This window comes from Centipeda noxia ATCC 43541 (assembly GCF_000160555.1).
GTDB classification, from domain to species: Bacteria; Bacillota; Negativicutes; order Selenomonadales; family Selenomonadaceae; genus Centipeda; species Centipeda noxia.
The window spans coordinates 599,953-615,296 of sequence record NZ_GG749280.1 but is presented as its reverse complement, the minus strand read 5'-3'; the positions used below and the strand labels follow the sequence as shown (position 1 = coordinate 615,296).

General features: G+C 60.1%; 17 protein-coding genes and 1 tRNA gene. 13 read left to right on the top strand and 5 right to left on the bottom strand.

Annotated features, from left to right (window positions below):
- Together HMPREF7545_RS06840 and HMPREF7545_RS06835 are read left to right on the top strand one after the other, a co-directional pair.
- Complete coding sequence (locus tag HMPREF7545_RS06840; protein ID WP_006694978.1) at positions 1-435, top strand: F0F1 ATP synthase subunit epsilon; 435 nt, start codon at positions 1-3, stop codon at positions 433-435.
- Between the two features lie 144 nt (positions 436-579).
- Positions 580-1,602, top strand: coding sequence for an AI-2E family transporter (locus tag HMPREF7545_RS06835; protein ID WP_006694977.1), 1,023 nt, complete (start codon positions 580-582; stop codon positions 1,600-1,602).
- Between the two features lie 78 nt (positions 1,603-1,680).
- Here the strand turns inward: HMPREF7545_RS06835 and HMPREF7545_RS06830 are convergent, their stop codons facing one another.
- On the bottom strand, positions 1,681-2,124 hold the full coding sequence (locus HMPREF7545_RS06830) for a Dps family protein (RefSeq protein ID WP_006694976.1): 444 nt from the start codon (positions 2,122-2,124) through the stop codon (positions 1,681-1,683).
- A gap of 221 nt (positions 2,125-2,345) precedes the next feature.
- Here HMPREF7545_RS06830 and HMPREF7545_RS06825 point away from each other — a divergent pair, with 221 nt between their 5' ends.
- Both HMPREF7545_RS06825 and HMPREF7545_RS06820 read left to right on the top strand, forming a co-directional pair.
- Entirely contained in the window at positions 2,346-3,635 is a 1,290-nt protein-coding gene (locus tag HMPREF7545_RS06825; protein WP_006694975.1) for an O-acetylhomoserine aminocarboxypropyltransferase/cysteine synthase family protein, read from the top strand.
- 129 nt (positions 3,636-3,764) lie between these two features.
- A tRNA-Ser gene (locus HMPREF7545_RS06820) sits at positions 3,765-3,853 on the top strand.
- A 135-nt stretch (positions 3,854-3,988) separates the two neighbouring features.
- Here the strand turns inward: HMPREF7545_RS06820 and serC are convergent.
- From serC to HMPREF7545_RS06800, 4 genes are all read right to left on the bottom strand, one after another.
- The gene (gene serC, locus HMPREF7545_RS06815; protein WP_006694974.1) at positions 3,989-5,074 is read right to left on the bottom strand and encodes a 3-phosphoserine/phosphohydroxythreonine transaminase; all 1,086 of its coding nucleotides are present in this window, start codon (positions 5,072-5,074) and stop codon (positions 3,989-3,991) included.
- A 120-nt stretch (positions 5,075-5,194) separates the two neighbouring features.
- Positions 5,195-6,514 carry a hemolysin family protein gene (locus HMPREF7545_RS06810; protein WP_040571261.1) on the bottom strand — a complete coding sequence of 440 codons (1,320 nt, stop codon included), beginning with the start codon at positions 6,512-6,514 and terminating at the stop codon, positions 5,195-5,197.
- Positions 6,515-6,610: 96 nt separating this feature from the next.
- A complete protein-coding gene (locus HMPREF7545_RS06805; protein ID WP_040571260.1) occupies positions 6,611-7,459 on the bottom strand; it encodes a ChbG/HpnK family deacetylase in 849 nt (282 codons plus the stop codon).
- 66 nt (positions 7,460-7,525) lie between these two features.
- Entirely contained in the window at positions 7,526-8,119 is a 594-nt protein-coding gene (locus tag HMPREF7545_RS06800) for a BsuPI-related putative proteinase inhibitor (RefSeq protein ID WP_006694971.1), read from the bottom strand.
- A gap of 138 nt (positions 8,120-8,257) precedes the next feature.
- Here HMPREF7545_RS06800 and HMPREF7545_RS06795 point away from each other — a divergent pair, with 138 nt between their 5' ends.
- From HMPREF7545_RS06795 to HMPREF7545_RS06755, 9 genes are all read left to right on the top strand, one after another.
- Positions 8,258-9,046, top strand: coding sequence for a molybdopterin-binding protein (locus HMPREF7545_RS06795; RefSeq protein WP_006696022.1), 789 nt, complete (start codon positions 8,258-8,260; stop codon positions 9,044-9,046).
- Positions 9,047-10,411 carry an SGNH/GDSL hydrolase family protein gene (locus tag HMPREF7545_RS06790; RefSeq protein WP_006694969.1) on the top strand — a complete coding sequence of 455 codons (1,365 nt, stop codon included), beginning with the start codon at positions 9,047-9,049 and terminating at the stop codon, positions 10,409-10,411.
- Between the two features lie 54 nt (positions 10,412-10,465).
- Positions 10,466-11,122 (top strand): hypothetical protein, encoded by a 657-nt coding sequence (locus HMPREF7545_RS06785; RefSeq protein ID WP_006694968.1) that lies wholly within the window; start codon positions 10,466-10,468, stop codon positions 11,120-11,122.
- A 21-nt stretch (positions 11,123-11,143) separates the two neighbouring features.
- Positions 11,144-11,554, top strand: coding sequence for a bacteriohemerythrin (locus HMPREF7545_RS06780; protein ID WP_006694967.1), 411 nt, complete (start codon positions 11,144-11,146; stop codon positions 11,552-11,554).
- Between the two features lie 399 nt (positions 11,555-11,953).
- Positions 11,954-12,286: a hypothetical protein gene (locus HMPREF7545_RS06775; RefSeq protein ID WP_006694966.1), complete on the top strand. Its 333-nt coding sequence runs from the start codon at positions 11,954-11,956 to the stop codon at positions 12,284-12,286.
- A 212-nt stretch (positions 12,287-12,498) separates the two neighbouring features.
- The gene (locus HMPREF7545_RS06770) at positions 12,499-12,792 is read left to right on the top strand and encodes an RpnC/YadD family protein (protein ID WP_006694965.1); all 294 of its coding nucleotides are present in this window, start codon (positions 12,499-12,501) and stop codon (positions 12,790-12,792) included.
- A gap of 205 nt (positions 12,793-12,997) precedes the next feature.
- Positions 12,998-14,275 carry an ArsB/NhaD family transporter gene (locus HMPREF7545_RS06765; protein WP_006694964.1) on the top strand — a complete coding sequence of 426 codons (1,278 nt, stop codon included), beginning with the start codon at positions 12,998-13,000 and terminating at the stop codon, positions 14,273-14,275.
- A gap of 141 nt (positions 14,276-14,416) precedes the next feature.
- Positions 14,417-14,995 (top strand): Maf family protein, encoded by a 579-nt coding sequence (locus HMPREF7545_RS06760; RefSeq protein WP_006694963.1) that lies wholly within the window; start codon positions 14,417-14,419, stop codon positions 14,993-14,995.
- Positions 14,982-15,344, top strand: a 363-nt coding sequence (locus tag HMPREF7545_RS06755) for a UPF0758 domain-containing protein (protein ID WP_006694962.1), incomplete at its 3' end; no start/stop codon positions are given. The genes HMPREF7545_RS06760 and HMPREF7545_RS06755, both read left to right, overlap by 14 nt.

Here is a 15,344-nt window from a genome sequence, read left to right as displayed (position 1 = left end):
ATGGCGACCATCAAGCTGGAGATCGTATCTCCCGACCGCGTGGTCTACGCCGCCGACATCGATATGCTCATCGCCCGCTCCACGGGCGGCGAGATCGGCATCCTGCCGAAGCACATTCCCCTCGTCACGGGACTTCAGCCGCATGCCATGAAGATTCATGTCGACGGCGGGGAGAAGCTCTTTGCTGTGGCCGGCGGCTTTATGGAGGTCGAACCCGAGAAGATCACGGTCCTCGCGACGGCTGCAGAGGAGCCGATCGACATCGACGTCAACCGTGCCCAGCGCGCCTATGAGCGTGCGCAGGAGCGCCTGAAGCGCCTGCGTGAGCTGCCCGAGCAGGAGCGTGCTGATATTGATGAGGCACGCGCCACACTCGCCCTCAAGCGCGCCATTGCGCGCCTGCAGACGGCGAAGGCAGCGATGCCCGGAGCGTAAAATAAAGTTTTGTGAGATTGGCGTACGAAAGCACATGCATTTTCGTACGCCGATCTTTTTTTGTGCAATGCCCCATATAGACGCCGCGCACCGAATGTGCTATCATGTGCTCCATACGGAACGAACGAAAGAAAGGAGGCTGCTGTGAATCTCTGGAACTACCGCACATCGATCATCCTCGCAATCGCCTGCGCTATCCTCCTTTCGTCCTTTTGGCTCTTTCAGGATCTCGCCTTCATCATATTCCTCTCGCTCCTCCTGCACCTTTTGTTAAAGCCTGCCGTTGACTTTATGGAGCGCCGGAATAAGCCCCGCTCCATCGCAGCTGTGCTCGCTATTTTCCTCTTTGTTCTCGTCGTCGTCGGCATCATCACGCTCCTCTCGCGCTCCGTCGTTCCGTCGCTGCAGCGCTTTGTCACAGAACTCCCGAACATCAGCGCGAGCATCCAGCAGCTGCCGCTGCTCTCGGACTCCGTCTTCGTTCAGAACGAACTCTTGAACCTGCTCGATCGCCTGCGCAGCCTCGGCAGCGAGGCTCTGCGCGCCTCGCTCTCCTTCCTGTTCGGTGCATTCGGCAAGGTCATCGACTTCGTCATCATCATCTTTGTCTCCTTTTATCTTCTCAAGGACGGCGAGGAGATCAAAGTATGGCTGACCGATCTCTTCCCCGACAGCGCGCGTGCGCGTATCATCCGTCTCTTTGACAATTTGCTGAGCGCCCTGCGCACCTACATCTGCAGTCAGCTGGTTATGTGCGCCACGACGGGAGTCCTCGTCTTCGCCTTCTTTCAGCTTATGGGGCTGCCCTACGCCTCCGTCTTTGCCCTGCTCTCGGCCATCAGCGAGTTCATCCCTGTGCTCGGGCCGACCATCGCCTCCGCGCTCGGCATCATTATGACCGCCTCGACGGTACCGGAGCTCGCGATCCAGACCTTCATCTTCTACGTTATCCTTACCCAGGCCAACCACAATATCATCTACCCGGCGCTCATCGGCAAATCGCTTCACCTGCACCCCGTCGCCGTCATCCTCGGCGTCGTCTTCGGCGGCGAGATTCTCGGTCCTGCCGGCATGTTCCTCGCAGTGCCCTTCATCGTCATCCTCAAGATCGTTATTTCCGATATTTACCGGGACCGCAAAGAACAGCACGGGGACAGAGAGCCGTAATCTCCGCCGGGAAAGGGAGCGCATACAAAAAACCGCCGTGCACTGCGCGGCGGTTTCGTATTATCCGGGGAGAGACGATTAGGCGAGCATCGAACGGAGGAACCAGATCTGCTTTGCGTAGTTCGCAATGTGATCCTCCATGAGATTCGCGATGCCGAAGACGTCGCCCTTGTCTGCGATGGCGCGGACAGAGGCCGCCTGGTCGCGGAGAAGCTCGAGGTCAGCCAGCGTAAGCTGAAGCGCCTTCTTCTGATCAATCTTCTTGTCCGGGAGCTCCTTGATGGTTGCGAGCGAGAGATAGCCCTTGAGGCTGGCAACCGGCTGCTCGCCGCACATCTTGAGAATTTCGGCGCTCTCGTCAAGCACGTCCGCGAAGGAGTCGTAAAGCGACTCGAGATACTCGTGAACGGCCTTGAACTGCGAGCCGACAACGTTCCAATGGAGGTTGTGCAGCTTGATGTAGCCGACACCGATGTTGGCGATATAGGCGTTAAGCGCCTTCGTAAGATCCTTCTGACTCATAATTTATTACCCCTTTCGTTATTCCCACTGCAGATATCTATTCGGTTGGTATCTGTTTATGATGCCATTATAGTCCTTGTATTTTTATTTGTCAATAGTAATTATTAAATACAGAGATAAAATTTCTGCATATCTGCATTTTGCTTGACAAAATTCTTGTTTTCGATATAATACACAGCCATAAAATATGATATGGAAGCTTGCTGAAGAGAGGAATCGTTATGAGCGACAAGAAGTATCGTTTTGAAACGCTGCAGGTGCGCGTCGGGCAGGAGCAGCCCGATCCGGTGACGGACGCGCGGGCCGTGCCGATCTATCAGACAACGTCCTACGTGTTTCATAACGCGCAGCACGCCGCCGACCGTTTTGCGCTCAAGGATCCGGGCAATATCTACGGTCGCCTCATGAATCCGACGCAGGATGTGTTCGAGCAGCGCATCGCAGCACTCGAGGGCGGTGCGGCGGCGCTTGCCTTTGCCTCGGGAGCGGCGGCGGTCACAGCGACGATCCAGGCACTCGCCCATATGGGCGATCATGTTGTCGCGCAGCAGACCATCTATGGCGGCACCTACAATCTCCTTGCACATACGGCAAAGGACTGGGGCATCGACGTGACCTTTGTCGATCCGAAGGCGGGTGCACAGGGCTTTGCGGATGCGATTCGGCCGAATACCAAGTGCGTTTTCATCGAGACCGTCGGCAACCCGAATGCCGATCTCATCGACATCGAGGCGGTCGCGGCGGCGGCGCATGCGCAGGGCGTGCCCGTCGTCATCGACAATACCTTCGCAACGCCGTATCTTCTGCGGCCGATCGAGCACGGCGCGGACATCGTCGTGCACTCGGCGACGAAGTTCATCGGCGGGCACGGGTCCAGTCTCGGCGGCGTCATTGTCGACGGCGGCACGTTTGACTGGAAGGCATCGGGGCGTTTCCCGCACCTCACCGAACCGAATGCAAGCTACCATGGTGTGAGCTTTGTCGATGCGCTTGGTCCCGTCGCATTCATCGTCTACATCCGCGCGCTCATTCTGCGCGATACGGGCGCGGCGATCTCGCCGTTCAACGCGTTCCTCTTCCTTCAGGGGATCGAGACACTCTCACTGCGCGTCGAGCGCCATGTGTCGAATGCGCTGAAGATCGTGGACTTTCTCAGCAAGCATCCGAAGGTCGCAAAGGTCAACCATCCCGCCCTCCCGCACCACCCCGACCATGCGATCTACAAGCGTTACTTCCCGCACGGCGGCATCTCCATCTTTACTTTTGACATCAAGGGCGGGCGTGCAGAGGCGTTCCGCTTCATCGACCATCTGAAGCTCTTTTCCCTCCTTGCGAACGTCGCAGATGTGAAGTCGCTCGTCATTCACCCTGCGACGACCACGCATTCGCAGATGAGTGATGCCGAACTCGAAGCGTCAGGCATCGGTCAGGGCACCGTCCGCCTCTCCGTCGGCATCGAGCACGTCGACGACCTGCTCGAGGATATCGCGGAGGCCCTAGCCGCCGTCTGAAAAAGTCCTTGCCAACGCCGCGCCTTATGTAAAAGTGTTGCAAGCATTTGAGGGCTTGCCGCCGTCTGAAAAAGTCCTTGCCAACGCCGCCCCGCCTGTGCTATAATGCGTCATGTCGCGCAAGCGCATGGAGAGGTGTCCGAGTGGTCGAAGGTGCTTGACTCGAAATCAAGTGTGGTGATGAGCCACCGTGGGTTCGAATCCCACCCTCTCTGCCAGTAAAATCAAGGCCTCCAAGGTTTTTGCCTTGGAGGCCTTTTTTCTGTTCTATTTTTGTTTCTGACATCATTTTTGACAGCATGGATGTCAAAAATGATGGTCTCGGCGATCGTTTTTTGGAGATGTTGCTTTTATCAATGCTTTTTGCGGAACTCCTTCATAAATGCCGCGAGCTTCTCCACGCCGGCGAGAGGCATGGCGTTGTAGATGGAGGCGCGCATGCCGCCGACGCTGCGGTGTCCCTTGATGCCGGCGAGACCAAGCTCCTTGGCCTCGGCGACGAAAGTCTTTTCGAGGTCCTCGCTCGGCAGGCGGAAGGTGACGTTCATGCGCGAGCGGCTGCCCTTCTCCGCGTGTCCGCGGTAGAACCCGTTCGAGCTGTCGATGGCGTCGTAGAGGAGTGCGGCCTTCTTCGCGTTCACCTTGCCCATGGCAGAGAGGCCCCCGTGCTCCTTGATCCAGCGGACGGTCTTGCCGACCATGTAGATGGCGAAGACGGGCGGGGTGTTGTAGAGTGAGTCGTTCTTCTGGAAGGTTGCATAGCGGAACATGGTCGGGAGCTCCGCAGGGCTCGATGCGAGCAGGTTCTTCTTCGCGACATTGAGGACGACGCCGGCAGGCCCGAGGTTCTTCTGCACGCCGGCGTAGATGAAGTCATAGGAGGAAAAATCCCACGGCCGCGAGAGGATGTCGGAGGACATATCGGCAAAGAGGGGAACACCGTTCGTCTCCGGCGTGTAGTGGTACTCCGTACCGTAGATGGTATTGTTGAGGCAGAGGTGGAGGTAGGCGGCGTTCGGCGCGATCTTGAGTTCCTCCTGCGCCGGGACGCGGACATAGTTCTCCTCCTTGGTCGAGGCTGCGACAGTGCCGACGCCAAGCTTAACGGCCTCTTCATAGGCCTTCTGCGCAAAGGAACCGGAGAGTGCGTAGCTGCCGGGATGTTCCTTGCTCGCAAAATTCAGCGGGATGAGGGCAAAACTCTGGCTTGCACCGCCCGCGGTGAAGACAACGTCATAGTCGTCGCCGAGCCCCATGAGCTCCTTGATGTCCGCCTTTGCCTGTTGGTGGACTTCGTCGTAGGCGGGGGCGCGGTGACTGGTCTCGAGGATGGACATGCCCGTGCCGCGGAAGTTCAGCAGCTCCGCCTGCACTTCCCTGAGGACATCCTCTGGCAGAACGGCGGGGCCGGGATTGAAGTTATAAATGCGTTCGTTCATGGTATTTCTCCCTCTGTTCGTTATGATTTCGTGGGGGCATCGGCAGCTGAGCGGATGGGAATACATCTGGCGGCGAAGGGGAATGGAAACGAGAAGAGCGGGAAAGAGGGGCATATCCTCTCAAACTTCACATTCCTCGGTTTCCGTCCGCGTCATGCGGATCTGGGCCACGCGCGCGCGGTCCATGCGCAGCACCTCGAAGGTGAAATCCTCCCACGTACAGACCTCGCCGACCGACGGGATGCGTCCGATCTGCGCCGTGACGAAGCCGCCGAGGGTGTGAAAGTGATCGTGATCCTCGTCCGGCAGTTCATCGATGCCGAATTCCTCCTTGAACTCGTCAATGGGGAAGAGGCCGTCAAAGACCCAGCTTTGCTCCTCCTCGGCCCCCACACGTGCACGTGCAGGCGCATCGTCATCTGCGCCGCCGATGATCTCCTCCATGATGTCGCCCATCGTGATGAAGCCGACGACACCGCCGTATTCGTCGAGAACCACGGCCTCGTGGATATCGCCGCTGCGGAACTTCTCGAGGACGCGCAGCCCCTCCATCGTCCGCGGGACGAAGAGCGGCTTTCGGATGTACTCTGCGAGGTCGATGTCTGCGCCGCCCAAGACCGCGTCGAGCAGTTCCTTCGCGTAGACGACGCCGCGGAAGTCGTCGAGATTTTCATAGGCGACGGGGAACACGTCGTGCGGCGTCTCGCGGATGACGCGCAGCTGCTCGGCCTGCGGCTCTGCAAGATCGATCCACGCGATCTGCGTGCGCGGCGTCATGAGCGCTGAGGCGGTCTGGTCGCTCATGTGAAAGATGCGGTCGACCATGTCCTGCTCGGCCTTTTCAAACGTGCCGTCCTCCGTGCCCTGTTCCATGAGGTCTTTCACCGCGTCCTCGGTGGCGGAGGAACGCCCCTCGGGGCTCTCGCCGAAGAGGAGCAGCAGCCCGCGCGAAACAGAGACAAGGGCGGCGCTCGGCACGGCGGTCAGACGGGTGAGGAGACGGATGCTGCGGTGACTGCGCAGCAGAATATCCTCGGGATGGCGGAGCGCGATCTGCTTCGGCAGGAAGTCGCCAAAGAGCAGCATCAGCGCGGTCATGACGAAAATGCTGAGCACGAGTGCGGGGGCAAAGACCTCCATGCCCGGGAGCAGCTTCTCAAGGAAACGCCCGAATGCGGGAGCGACGAGGAGTCCGATGCCGAGCCCCATGAGGAGACTCATGCAGGTGACGCCCGCCTGCGCCATGGCAATCGGCTTTGCCGGATGTTCGAGCAGTGTGAGCGCCTGTGCAGCGTCATTGTCGCCGCCCTCGGCGAGGCGTTCGAGACGGCCGCGGTGAGATTCGGTGAGTGCTGTCTCAATCTGCGCAAAATACGCGTTTGCCGTGAGACAGACGATGAGGAGAATCAGGCAGATCAAATCGGATAAAGGACTGTCCAAGAGAGCATCCGGCTCCTTTCATGAAGAGATCGTTCGGTTATTCCGTCTATTGTAGCACAGACGCGGAGAAATGTCATAACCTCATCCGAGGAGATCCTATCCCTCGGCGTATGTGCGGAAATTTACGGGCGCGGCCCCTGCCGCTGCGATCGCATCCTGCACCGCGGGCGCACAGACGGCGGCAAGCTCCGCCGCAAAGTCGTGATCCCAGCGGCAGTCGCGGACGAGCACATCGTTATCGGTGCCCGGGTGGAGCATGACCTCGGTCGTGCCGCCCGTGAGATGCGCGGCGATCGCCGCGAGTGCTGCCGTATCGACCGCCTCGCCCGCAACGATGCCGGCAAAATGATCGGGCGTGCGGATCCCGCGCCGATGCGCCTTTGCTGCGGCGCGATGCGCGAGCACGGAAAGTCCTGCGCGGCCGATGAGCTGCCCCGCCCCGCCGAAGCGCCCGGCAAAAAGAGGCGCGTGCGGCGCGCGTATGGCGGGGATATGCGCCTCTCGGCAGAGGTCGAGTACGATGTCGATGACGCCGGGCAGGACGTGCATGTGCTGGTGGCTGTCCGCGTGCGTCGGATGGATGCCCGCTGCCTCGACGCGCCGCAGCTGAGCGGCGAGTTCGGCGCGGACTTCGCTGAGATTGACTGCGCCGCGCAGCAGCCGAACGGCGAACGCCGTGTGGTCGTCCGCGAAGACGCCCTCCCGCGTGACGAGCGAGGGGATCTCTGCGGGCGGGAGGATGGGCATGCCGTTCACAAGAGTGAGATGGATGCCGACGCCGAGCTGCGGACAGCGCAAAGCGAGCGCCGCCGCATCGTCGAATGCGGCTCCGCCCGCCATGATGGTGGCGGAGCGCAGGACGCCGCCCCGGACACCCTGCTCCACCGCACGGTTGATGCGTTCGTGCCGGCCAAAGTCGTCGGCATTTACAATGATTTGCTTCAATCCGGCATTCCTCTCAAAACGCGGCTTTCTCCCGGAAAAACGATTCGCTCCCATTATATCGCAGGATTACCAGCGCGTCCAGCCGCCGCTGCCGAAGATAATATCGCCGTGGATGTATGCGGGAGAGCGTTTGCCGCGTCCTGCAGCGGGAACCTCTGCGGAGACAAAGATTCCCGTATCGGTGAGGCCGGCGACGGCGAGCACCGCCTTGTCCTTGATCTTCTGATAGGTCTTGCGGTCGATCTCTGCGGTCAGTTCCTCCGCCGTGCCAGGTTCGAGCGCATAGGTCTGGAAGGCCTGCGTGAATGCCATGCCGTCGGACCAGCGCCAGAGCTCGTTCCCCTTTGCGTCGAGCAGGGCGAAATCGCAGTTCTGCCCTGTCGGGTGCTCTACCATGTAGAGCGCGTCTCCTTCGTTGCGCACGCGCAGCTTCAGCTGGAGCTGTCCATCCTTTTCTCTGAGGGTCAGCTCCTGGGAGAGATCGCCGACGCGCACGCCGGCATAGGTGGCCGTGCGCCCCTCTTTGCCGGACGAGTGTGAGGTCGGGAAGGTGATGCCGATTCCGCCGCCGATGCCGGCCTCTGCCGCCGGAGCCGCGAGCGCGGGCAGGAGCAGTGCAGCGGCGAGCGCTGCACAGAGGATTCTTTTCGAGGAAGTCATAAGCGTTCCTTTCTTTCGCGTAAAAATGACAGTAAGAATATTTTCGACAAAAAAATGGAAATCACCTTTTCTGGATAGGCCTTTTGTAGTAGAATAATGTGGAAAATTTATATTTTCCTTAACAGAAGGGACAGTTGTATGGTCGTTGAAATCATCAGCGTGGGCACGGAGCTGCTCATGGGAAGCATCTTGAACACGAATGCGCAGCACATTGCGAAAAAGCTTGCGCATATGGGGCTGGACTCATACTACCAGACCGTTGTCGGCGATAATCCGGAGCGCCTGCGTGCGGCGCTTGATGTGGCGTTCTCGCGTGCAGACTGCGTTGTTACGACGGGGGGGCTCGGCCCTACGAAGGACGATCTGACGAAGGAGATGCTGATCTCCTATTTCGGCTGCACGCCCACGGAGGACCCCGAGGCCCTGCGCCGGCTCGAGGAGCGTGCGGCGCGGCGCGGCACTCCGCTCAGCACGAGCATGCGCAAGCAGGCAACGGTGCCCTCGGGGGCGATCGTGCTCCAGAACGACAACGGCACGGCGCCCGGTGTCATCATCGAGCGGGATGGCCGCGCGTGCATCATGCTCCCCGGGCCGCCGAAGGAGATGATCCCGATGTTCGAGACGGCGTGCAGCAGCTTTTTGCGCGGAAAGAGCGACAAGGTATTCATCTCGGTGAATCTGAAGCTCTATACGATGGCGGAGAAGGGGCTCCCCGTCGGAGAGTCGCCCGTTGCCGATCGGCTCGGCAGCCTCGTGGACGGAGAGAACCCCACCGTTGCGACCTATGCAAAGGAGGACGGCGTGCTCGTGCGCGTGACGGCGGCGGCACCGGCGCCGGCAGAGGCGCGCAGCCTTCTTGCGCCTGTCGTCGCGGCGGCAAAGGATGCCATTGGAGAAGAATACATCAAATATGTGGAAGAGGATTGAATGCAGGTTCGGATGTTTGGGCGGAGCGTGGGGGCGCTCCTTGCCGTATGTGTCCTATTTGCCGCGCTGCCCGCGTCGGCTGCTGTGAGACAGGTGGATCGGGGAACGGCGCAGATGGGCGCGGCAGCGCGCAAAGCACAGAACATAAAGGCACAGACGGAACGCGAAAGGCCGGAGAACGCGCGCGCTTCCTCCGCTATGCTGCATTGGAAGGCATATCCCGGCGCAGTGCGGTATGCGGTGCGCATTTTGCGCGGCACTCCGGGGGGGACGATGACGACGGTTGTGAGTGCGGAGCGCGTCTATACCACGGGCGTGCATCTGCCCCTCGGTGCGCACGGCGCGGACGAGGGATTGTACTGGAGCGTGCAGCCGCTCGACTATCGCGGTACGCCCCTGGCACAGCCGTCGAAGCCCGAGGCCTTGCCCCGCTTGGCCGAGGACCCCACAGCGCCCGTCCTCACGGCCGAGTTCGGGGAGATGGCGTACGCGCCGCTCTACCCCGCCTACTCGTGGATCCCCCTCAGCGGGCAAATGCACCATGAGGTTGAGGTCTATCGCCGCGAAGGAGGCCGCAGCATTTTGCTGCATACGCTGCGCGGCGGCGCGCATGATGTCTATGACACCTCCGCGTTTACCGTGCCGGGGCATTATACCTATCGTGTCCGCGGCGTGACATCGGCGGGCACGCCCATCTCCGACTGGTCGGAGATGGGCGCGTTCGACGTCATCGGCCACACGCCGATCGCCGCGATCGGCGACAGCATCACGCACGGCGGCGGCGCGATCAGCGTGCCGCCCTCGTACCTCCTGTACGACTGGGAGACCTACTGCACCGTTCCCGTAAAGAACCTCGGCCGCAGCGGCGATACGACCGCGGATATGCTCGCGCGCTTTGAGCATGACGTCCTGCCGTTTGCGCCGCGCGTTCTCATCATCATGGGCGGTGTGAACGACTATCGTTCCGGCGTCTATGGCGCCGAGAGCGTGCGTCATCTCGCCGCGCTGCGGGACAAATGCCGGGCGTATGGGATCACGCCGGTCTTCCTCACTGCGACGCCCATTCGTCCCGCGCTGATGGCGGCGCGCATGGACATCATGACGCCGCCGGCCGATTGGTGGACCCATCGCGACTATATCAACAATTGGGTCATGCAGCAGGAGTACAGCGTCGATGTGTCGACCGTTCTCTCGGATGCCGACGGAGAGCTCGAGGCGGAATACACAACCGACGGCCTGCACCCCGACCTCGTGGGGAAAAAGTACATCGGGCAGACGGTGGATGCCTATCTGCGCACGCACTTTGCCTATGCTGCGGGTGAGGCGGAGCGGCGCGTGCAGAGTTTTAGGGCCGCGGGGAAGTAACTGCCGCGTACGGAGGAGGCGATTCTCATAAGAACTCTGCGCATCGGCGCCGTCGTGCTCATCGCGGCGGCTTTGATCGGCGGGGCATATGCGGGCTGCTGCCGCCAGCGCGAACGCACGCCGGATTACGCCCTCGTGCAGATTGCGCGTGCAGTGCAGACCGAGGACCGCGCGCTCTTTGAGCAGTACGTCGATACGGAGGCGGTGCTCGCAGGAATGCATGAGGATGCGGCGGCACTCATTGCGGACAATATCGACGCGCTCCATGAGCGGCATCCGTCGGATTGGTTCTTCCGCCACGATGCCGCTTTCCTGCGCGCCTATATGGCGGAGCGGCGCACGGCGGACATCGCTTTTGCGCGCATGATGCTGGACTACTACTTCGACGATGCGCGCGTTCCCGTGACCAAGGAGGAGGGGAGAGCACGCTGGGCATCTGATGAGATGCGCGCCGCTGCTGCAAGCTATACGGCCGCAGCGGATCCTGTGCGCGTACAGGAGGGCCGCGCCGAGGCAGACTGCATCGTGCGCGGGAATGAGACGACATATGGGCAGCTTCTGCCTGAAGCCTCTGTCACACTCGAGCTGACGCGGCAGGCGGACGGACGGTATCGGCTGACGCGCGTTCGGACGGATGCACGGCGCCCGAATGGATTTTTTTCCGTGATCGACGCTGCGGAGCGCTACTGGGAACTCCAAGGATGGGACTGAGAGAGAAAAGGCGGGGAGAGCATGAAGTACGAATTTACCGATGACTATCTGACAGGCATTGCGTCCGTGGACGAACAGCACAGCAAACTCTTTGATCTGGCGAATGCGTGTTATGATCTCGTGATGGAGAGCACGGCAGACGATAAATACGATCACATCGTCGCGATTCTGGATGAGCTTGCCTCCTATGCGGGCACGCATTTTGCGCACGAGGAGGCGTATATGGAGCACATCGGCGATCCGCATCGATTCAGCCACCGTGCGCTGCACCTGCGCTTTATGAAAAAGGTCGGAGCGATCGACTTTGACGCGATCGACGAGAACCAGCAGGAATCTCTGCTGAACATCCTCGACTTTCTTGCGCGCTGGCTGTACGACCACATCAAGGGGCGGGATCGCCATATCCCGCACGAAGCGGGCGCGCCTGCCTGACATACAAAAACACCCCGCAATGAGCAGCTGCGGGGTGTTTTTGCTGTGTATTATATTTTAGGAGAGCTCTGGAAACCGCATCCCTTGTGTGAGATGCTGTTTCAAACGAAAGCCTGCAGATAATATAGCATATGAGAGAATGAAATTCAATAGCATAATAGAAAATATTTTCATAAAAATTTCATATCATAGGAATAAACAAATATGATGCATTGAGAAAAATTCAAAAATAGGAAAAAAGAACTATGTTCAAGCTCTCAAAAAGCATCTATAATAATAGACGGGACAAGGGAAGTGTCTCAATGGGCCTGCGTCGATGGGTCGGCGCAGACCAAAGGAACACTGACAGCATAAAAATGCAGTGGTTCAAAATACTCATAAGGAAATGAGGTGGCAGTGATGGCTGTATTATCACTTGCATCCGTACTGGACGACCCGGCAAAACGGATCCCGGTCAATGCAATGGTGCGTGCGGCGGCGATTTATCCCGCTAAGGACGACGCTCTCATCGAGGGCATGCGCGCACAGCGCCTTGCGTACCGCGAGCAGATCCGGCAGCTGCACCGCATGGGCGGTGAGGCATACGAAGTTGACATCGAGTCTCTTGCACGTTCGCTGCGCTCGTTGGAGGAGGATATCCACAGCGACGCGACGCGTGAGATGTTCGGTGATCCGTATGTGGTCGAACTCAGCACGGGGCGCGGCGATGCGGTCGAAGCAAAAACAGCATGAGAGAATCCGATCGGAGGGAATGCATCTGAGCAGTTTGTCTGATGCTTTGAAAAATACGCCCGCATGAACAACAGTGCGTTCATGCGGGCGTATTTTTGTAAAACAGATCTGTAAAAAGGGAAGAGACGAGAGTCCCGCACAGATCCGCCCTTGGATCCGCGCGCGGAATCTTTCGGCGGAATATACGCAGCGGCGGAAAGGGTGGAAAATCAATGGGAGAATCCGAGGAGAAAGAGTTCATTCGCATGGCGAGTGTTCAGCGTGCGGAGGCTCTGCGCGCAGAATTTGAGGAAGACCTGCAGACCGCGTGGGAACGGGGCAGGGAGGCGGGCAAGGAAGAGGGCTTCGCCGAGGGCGAGCTGCGCGGGCGCAAGCAGGGTGTGATCCGTGTGGCGGTGAATCTCCTGCGTGCGGGCATTGCACCCGCCGTAACGGCAAAGGCGGCGGAGCTGCCCGAGCTGATCATCCGCAAGCTGGCGCAGGACAACGGCATCGACATTTCATAGAGAGACAGGTGTATTGACGCGCAGTTTGAGCCGTATCCGATCGGGTGCGGCTCTTTTTGATTGGAATCATGACGATCGACCGATTGTTCTTTGAAAAAAACTTGTCACCTCTTTCGCCCTTATGATAGAATGAATGAAATCGCGCGCGGCGGCTGTTCGGAGGAGCTGCCCGCAGAATACAACACCCCCAAAAGGAGGCGCTTGCATGGAAACATTGGCTGGAATTATCTTTGTCGTGATGTATATGGTGATCGTTTCGGAGAAGATCCACCGAACGGTCGCGGCGATGATCGGCGCAGTGCTTATGATGCTGCTCGGCATTCTTTCGCAGGAGACGGCGCTGCATCATGTGGACTTTGAGACGCTCGGACTCCTCGTCGGCATGATGGTGCTCGTCGGCGTGACGAAGGAGACGGGGCTCTTTGACTACGTCGCGATCAAGGCGGCAAAATCGGCAAAGGCGGAGCCGCGGCGCATCCTCATCTATCTCTGCGTCATCACGGCGGTGTTCTCCGCGTTCCTCGACAATGTGACCACCGTACTCCTCATGGTACCGGTGACATTCAGCATCACGAAGATCCTGAAGCTCGATCCGATGCCGTACCTCCTGACGCAGATCATCGCGTCGAACATCGGCGGCACGGCGACGCTCATCGGCGATCCGCCGAATATCATGATCGGCAGCGCCGTGAAGGAACTGACCTTCGTTGCGTTCATCGAGAATCTTGCGCCGATCGCGATCATCTGTATGGTGATCGTGCTCTTCATCATGTCTGCGGCCTACCGCAGGAGCCTTGTCACGACGCCCGCGCTGCAGCAGGAGCTCATGCAGATGGACGAGAAGGCGGCGATCACGGACCACAGCCTGCTGAAGCGCTCGCTCTTCGTCTTGGGCCTGACGATCCTCGGATTCTTCACGCACTCCTTTACGCACATCGAGTCGTCTCTCATCGCTCTGACGGGCGGCTTCCTGCTGCTGCTCCTCGCAGGCGGGAGCGAACATCTGGTGGAAAAGGCGATGCACGCGGTCGAGTGGCCGACGATCTTCTTCTTCATCGGGCTCTTCATCGCTGTCGGCGGGCTGATCGAGGTCGGCATCATCGCACGGCTTGCGGAGACCGCAGTGGAGACAACGGGCGGCGACCTCACGGCGACGGCGCTGCTCATCCTCTGGATGAGCGCCGTCATCTCCTCTGTGCTCGACAACATCCCGTTCGTTGCAACGATGATCCCGCTCATCCAGAACATGGGCACGATGGGCATCGAGAACCTTGAGCCGCTCTGGTGGGCGCTCGCGCTCGGCGCATGTCTCGGCGGCAACGGCACCCTCGTCGGCGCGTCCGCGAACCTCATCGTGGCGGGAATGGCATCCGAACGCGGCGTGCACATCAGCTTCATCCGCTACTTTAAGATCGGATTCCCGCTGATGATCCTCACGATCGTTCTCTCGACGGTCTATGTGTACCTTCGCTATCTGATCTGAGCGGTCCAAAAATCGGGACAATTCTCCTTGCAGGAAAAAAACGGGGCAGGGAGAATCAAATAGAATAGAGAAATTTGTGGGAGACACCGACACAGTTTCGGTGTCTCTTTTTGCCCGCCGCGGGCGAGTCGGAGAGGGATTATGTTTATACTTGCATCTGCATCGCCGCGCCGCCGCGCGCTCCTGCACCAGATCGGGGCGCAGTTCGTTCCGATCACGCCCGCCGTCGATGAGGCAGAGGGCGGCACGCATCCGCGCGATGCCGTGATCCGGAACGCGCTGACGAAGGCACGCAAGGTCGCAGAGGAATATCCGGACCACGCCGTGCTCGGGGCGGATACCGCGGTCGTGCTGAGCGATATGTCCTTCGGCAAGCCGAAGGATCCCACGGACGCGCGCCGCATGCTCGTGCTGCTCGAGGGACGTACGCATACGGTGATCACGGGGATCGCATGGGTCGTCGGCGGGCAGGCGTATACCGACGCGGCGGAGACGACCGTGCGCTTTGCCCCGATGAGCGCAGCCGAGATCGACGCCTATGTCGCGACGGGTGAGCCGATGGGCAAGGCCGGTGCATATGCGGTCCAGGGGCGCGCGGCGATCTACATCGAAGAACTGCACGGCTCCTTCTCGAATGTCGTCGGCCTGCCGCTGCATGCCGTGGCTGCTCTCGCACGAACGGCGGGCGTCCGGATGGAGGATGACAATGCGTCTGCATGATCTGCCGGCGGGCGAGCTTCCGCGCGAGCGCCTTATCGCACAAGGGACGGCGGCACTCAGCGACGCGGAACTCCTCGCCGTCCTCCTGCGGACGGGGCGCGCGGGGGAGAATGTGCTCGAGCTCGCGCGCGGCATTGTTGCACGGTTCAAGGAGACGGGGCTCGGAGAAATCCTCCGCATGCCCTGCGCCGAGTTTGCACGCATTCCGGGCATCGGAGCGGCAAAGGCGGCCACTGTTCTCGCCGCACTGGAGCTCGGGCGCCGTGCGCAGCAGGGGCGCCAGGGCATGCCGCGCATCCGCGCAGCACGGGACGCGGCGGAGCTTCTTCTGCCGCGCTGCCGCGGCGAG

Bases quoted from the DNA above. Each gene is read 5' to 3' on its own strand.
- HMPREF7545_RS06840 (WP_006694978.1), top strand. From the start codon at position 1: ATGGCGACCATCAAGCTGGAGATCGTATCTCCCGACCGCGTGGTCTAC.
- HMPREF7545_RS06830 (WP_006694976.1), bottom strand. From the start codon at position 2,124: ATGAGTCAGAAGGATCTTACGAAGGCGCTTAACGCCTATATCGCCAAC.
- HMPREF7545_RS06825 (WP_006694975.1), top strand. From the start codon at position 2,346: ATGAGCGACAAGAAGTATCGTTTTGAAACGCTGCAGGTGCGCGTCGGG.
- serC (WP_006694974.1), bottom strand. From the start codon at position 5,074: ATGAACGAACGCATTTATAACTTCAATCCCGGCCCCGCCGTTCTGCCA.
- HMPREF7545_RS06800 (WP_006694971.1), bottom strand. From the start codon at position 8,119: ATGACTTCCTCGAAAAGAATCCTCTGTGCAGCGCTCGCCGCTGCACTG.
- HMPREF7545_RS06795 (WP_006696022.1), top strand. From the start codon at position 8,258: ATGGTCGTTGAAATCATCAGCGTGGGCACGGAGCTGCTCATGGGAAGC.
- HMPREF7545_RS06790 (WP_006694969.1), top strand. From the start codon at position 9,047: ATGCAGGTTCGGATGTTTGGGCGGAGCGTGGGGGCGCTCCTTGCCGTA.
- HMPREF7545_RS06780 (WP_006694967.1), top strand. From the start codon at position 11,144: ATGAAGTACGAATTTACCGATGACTATCTGACAGGCATTGCGTCCGTG.
- HMPREF7545_RS06775 (WP_006694966.1), top strand. From the start codon at position 11,954: ATGGCTGTATTATCACTTGCATCCGTACTGGACGACCCGGCAAAACGG.
- HMPREF7545_RS06770 (WP_006694965.1), top strand. From the start codon at position 12,499: ATGGGAGAATCCGAGGAGAAAGAGTTCATTCGCATGGCGAGTGTTCAG.
- HMPREF7545_RS06765 (WP_006694964.1), top strand. From the start codon at position 12,998: ATGGAAACATTGGCTGGAATTATCTTTGTCGTGATGTATATGGTGATC.
- HMPREF7545_RS06760 (WP_006694963.1), top strand. From the start codon at position 14,417: ATGTTTATACTTGCATCTGCATCGCCGCGCCGCCGCGCGCTCCTGCAC.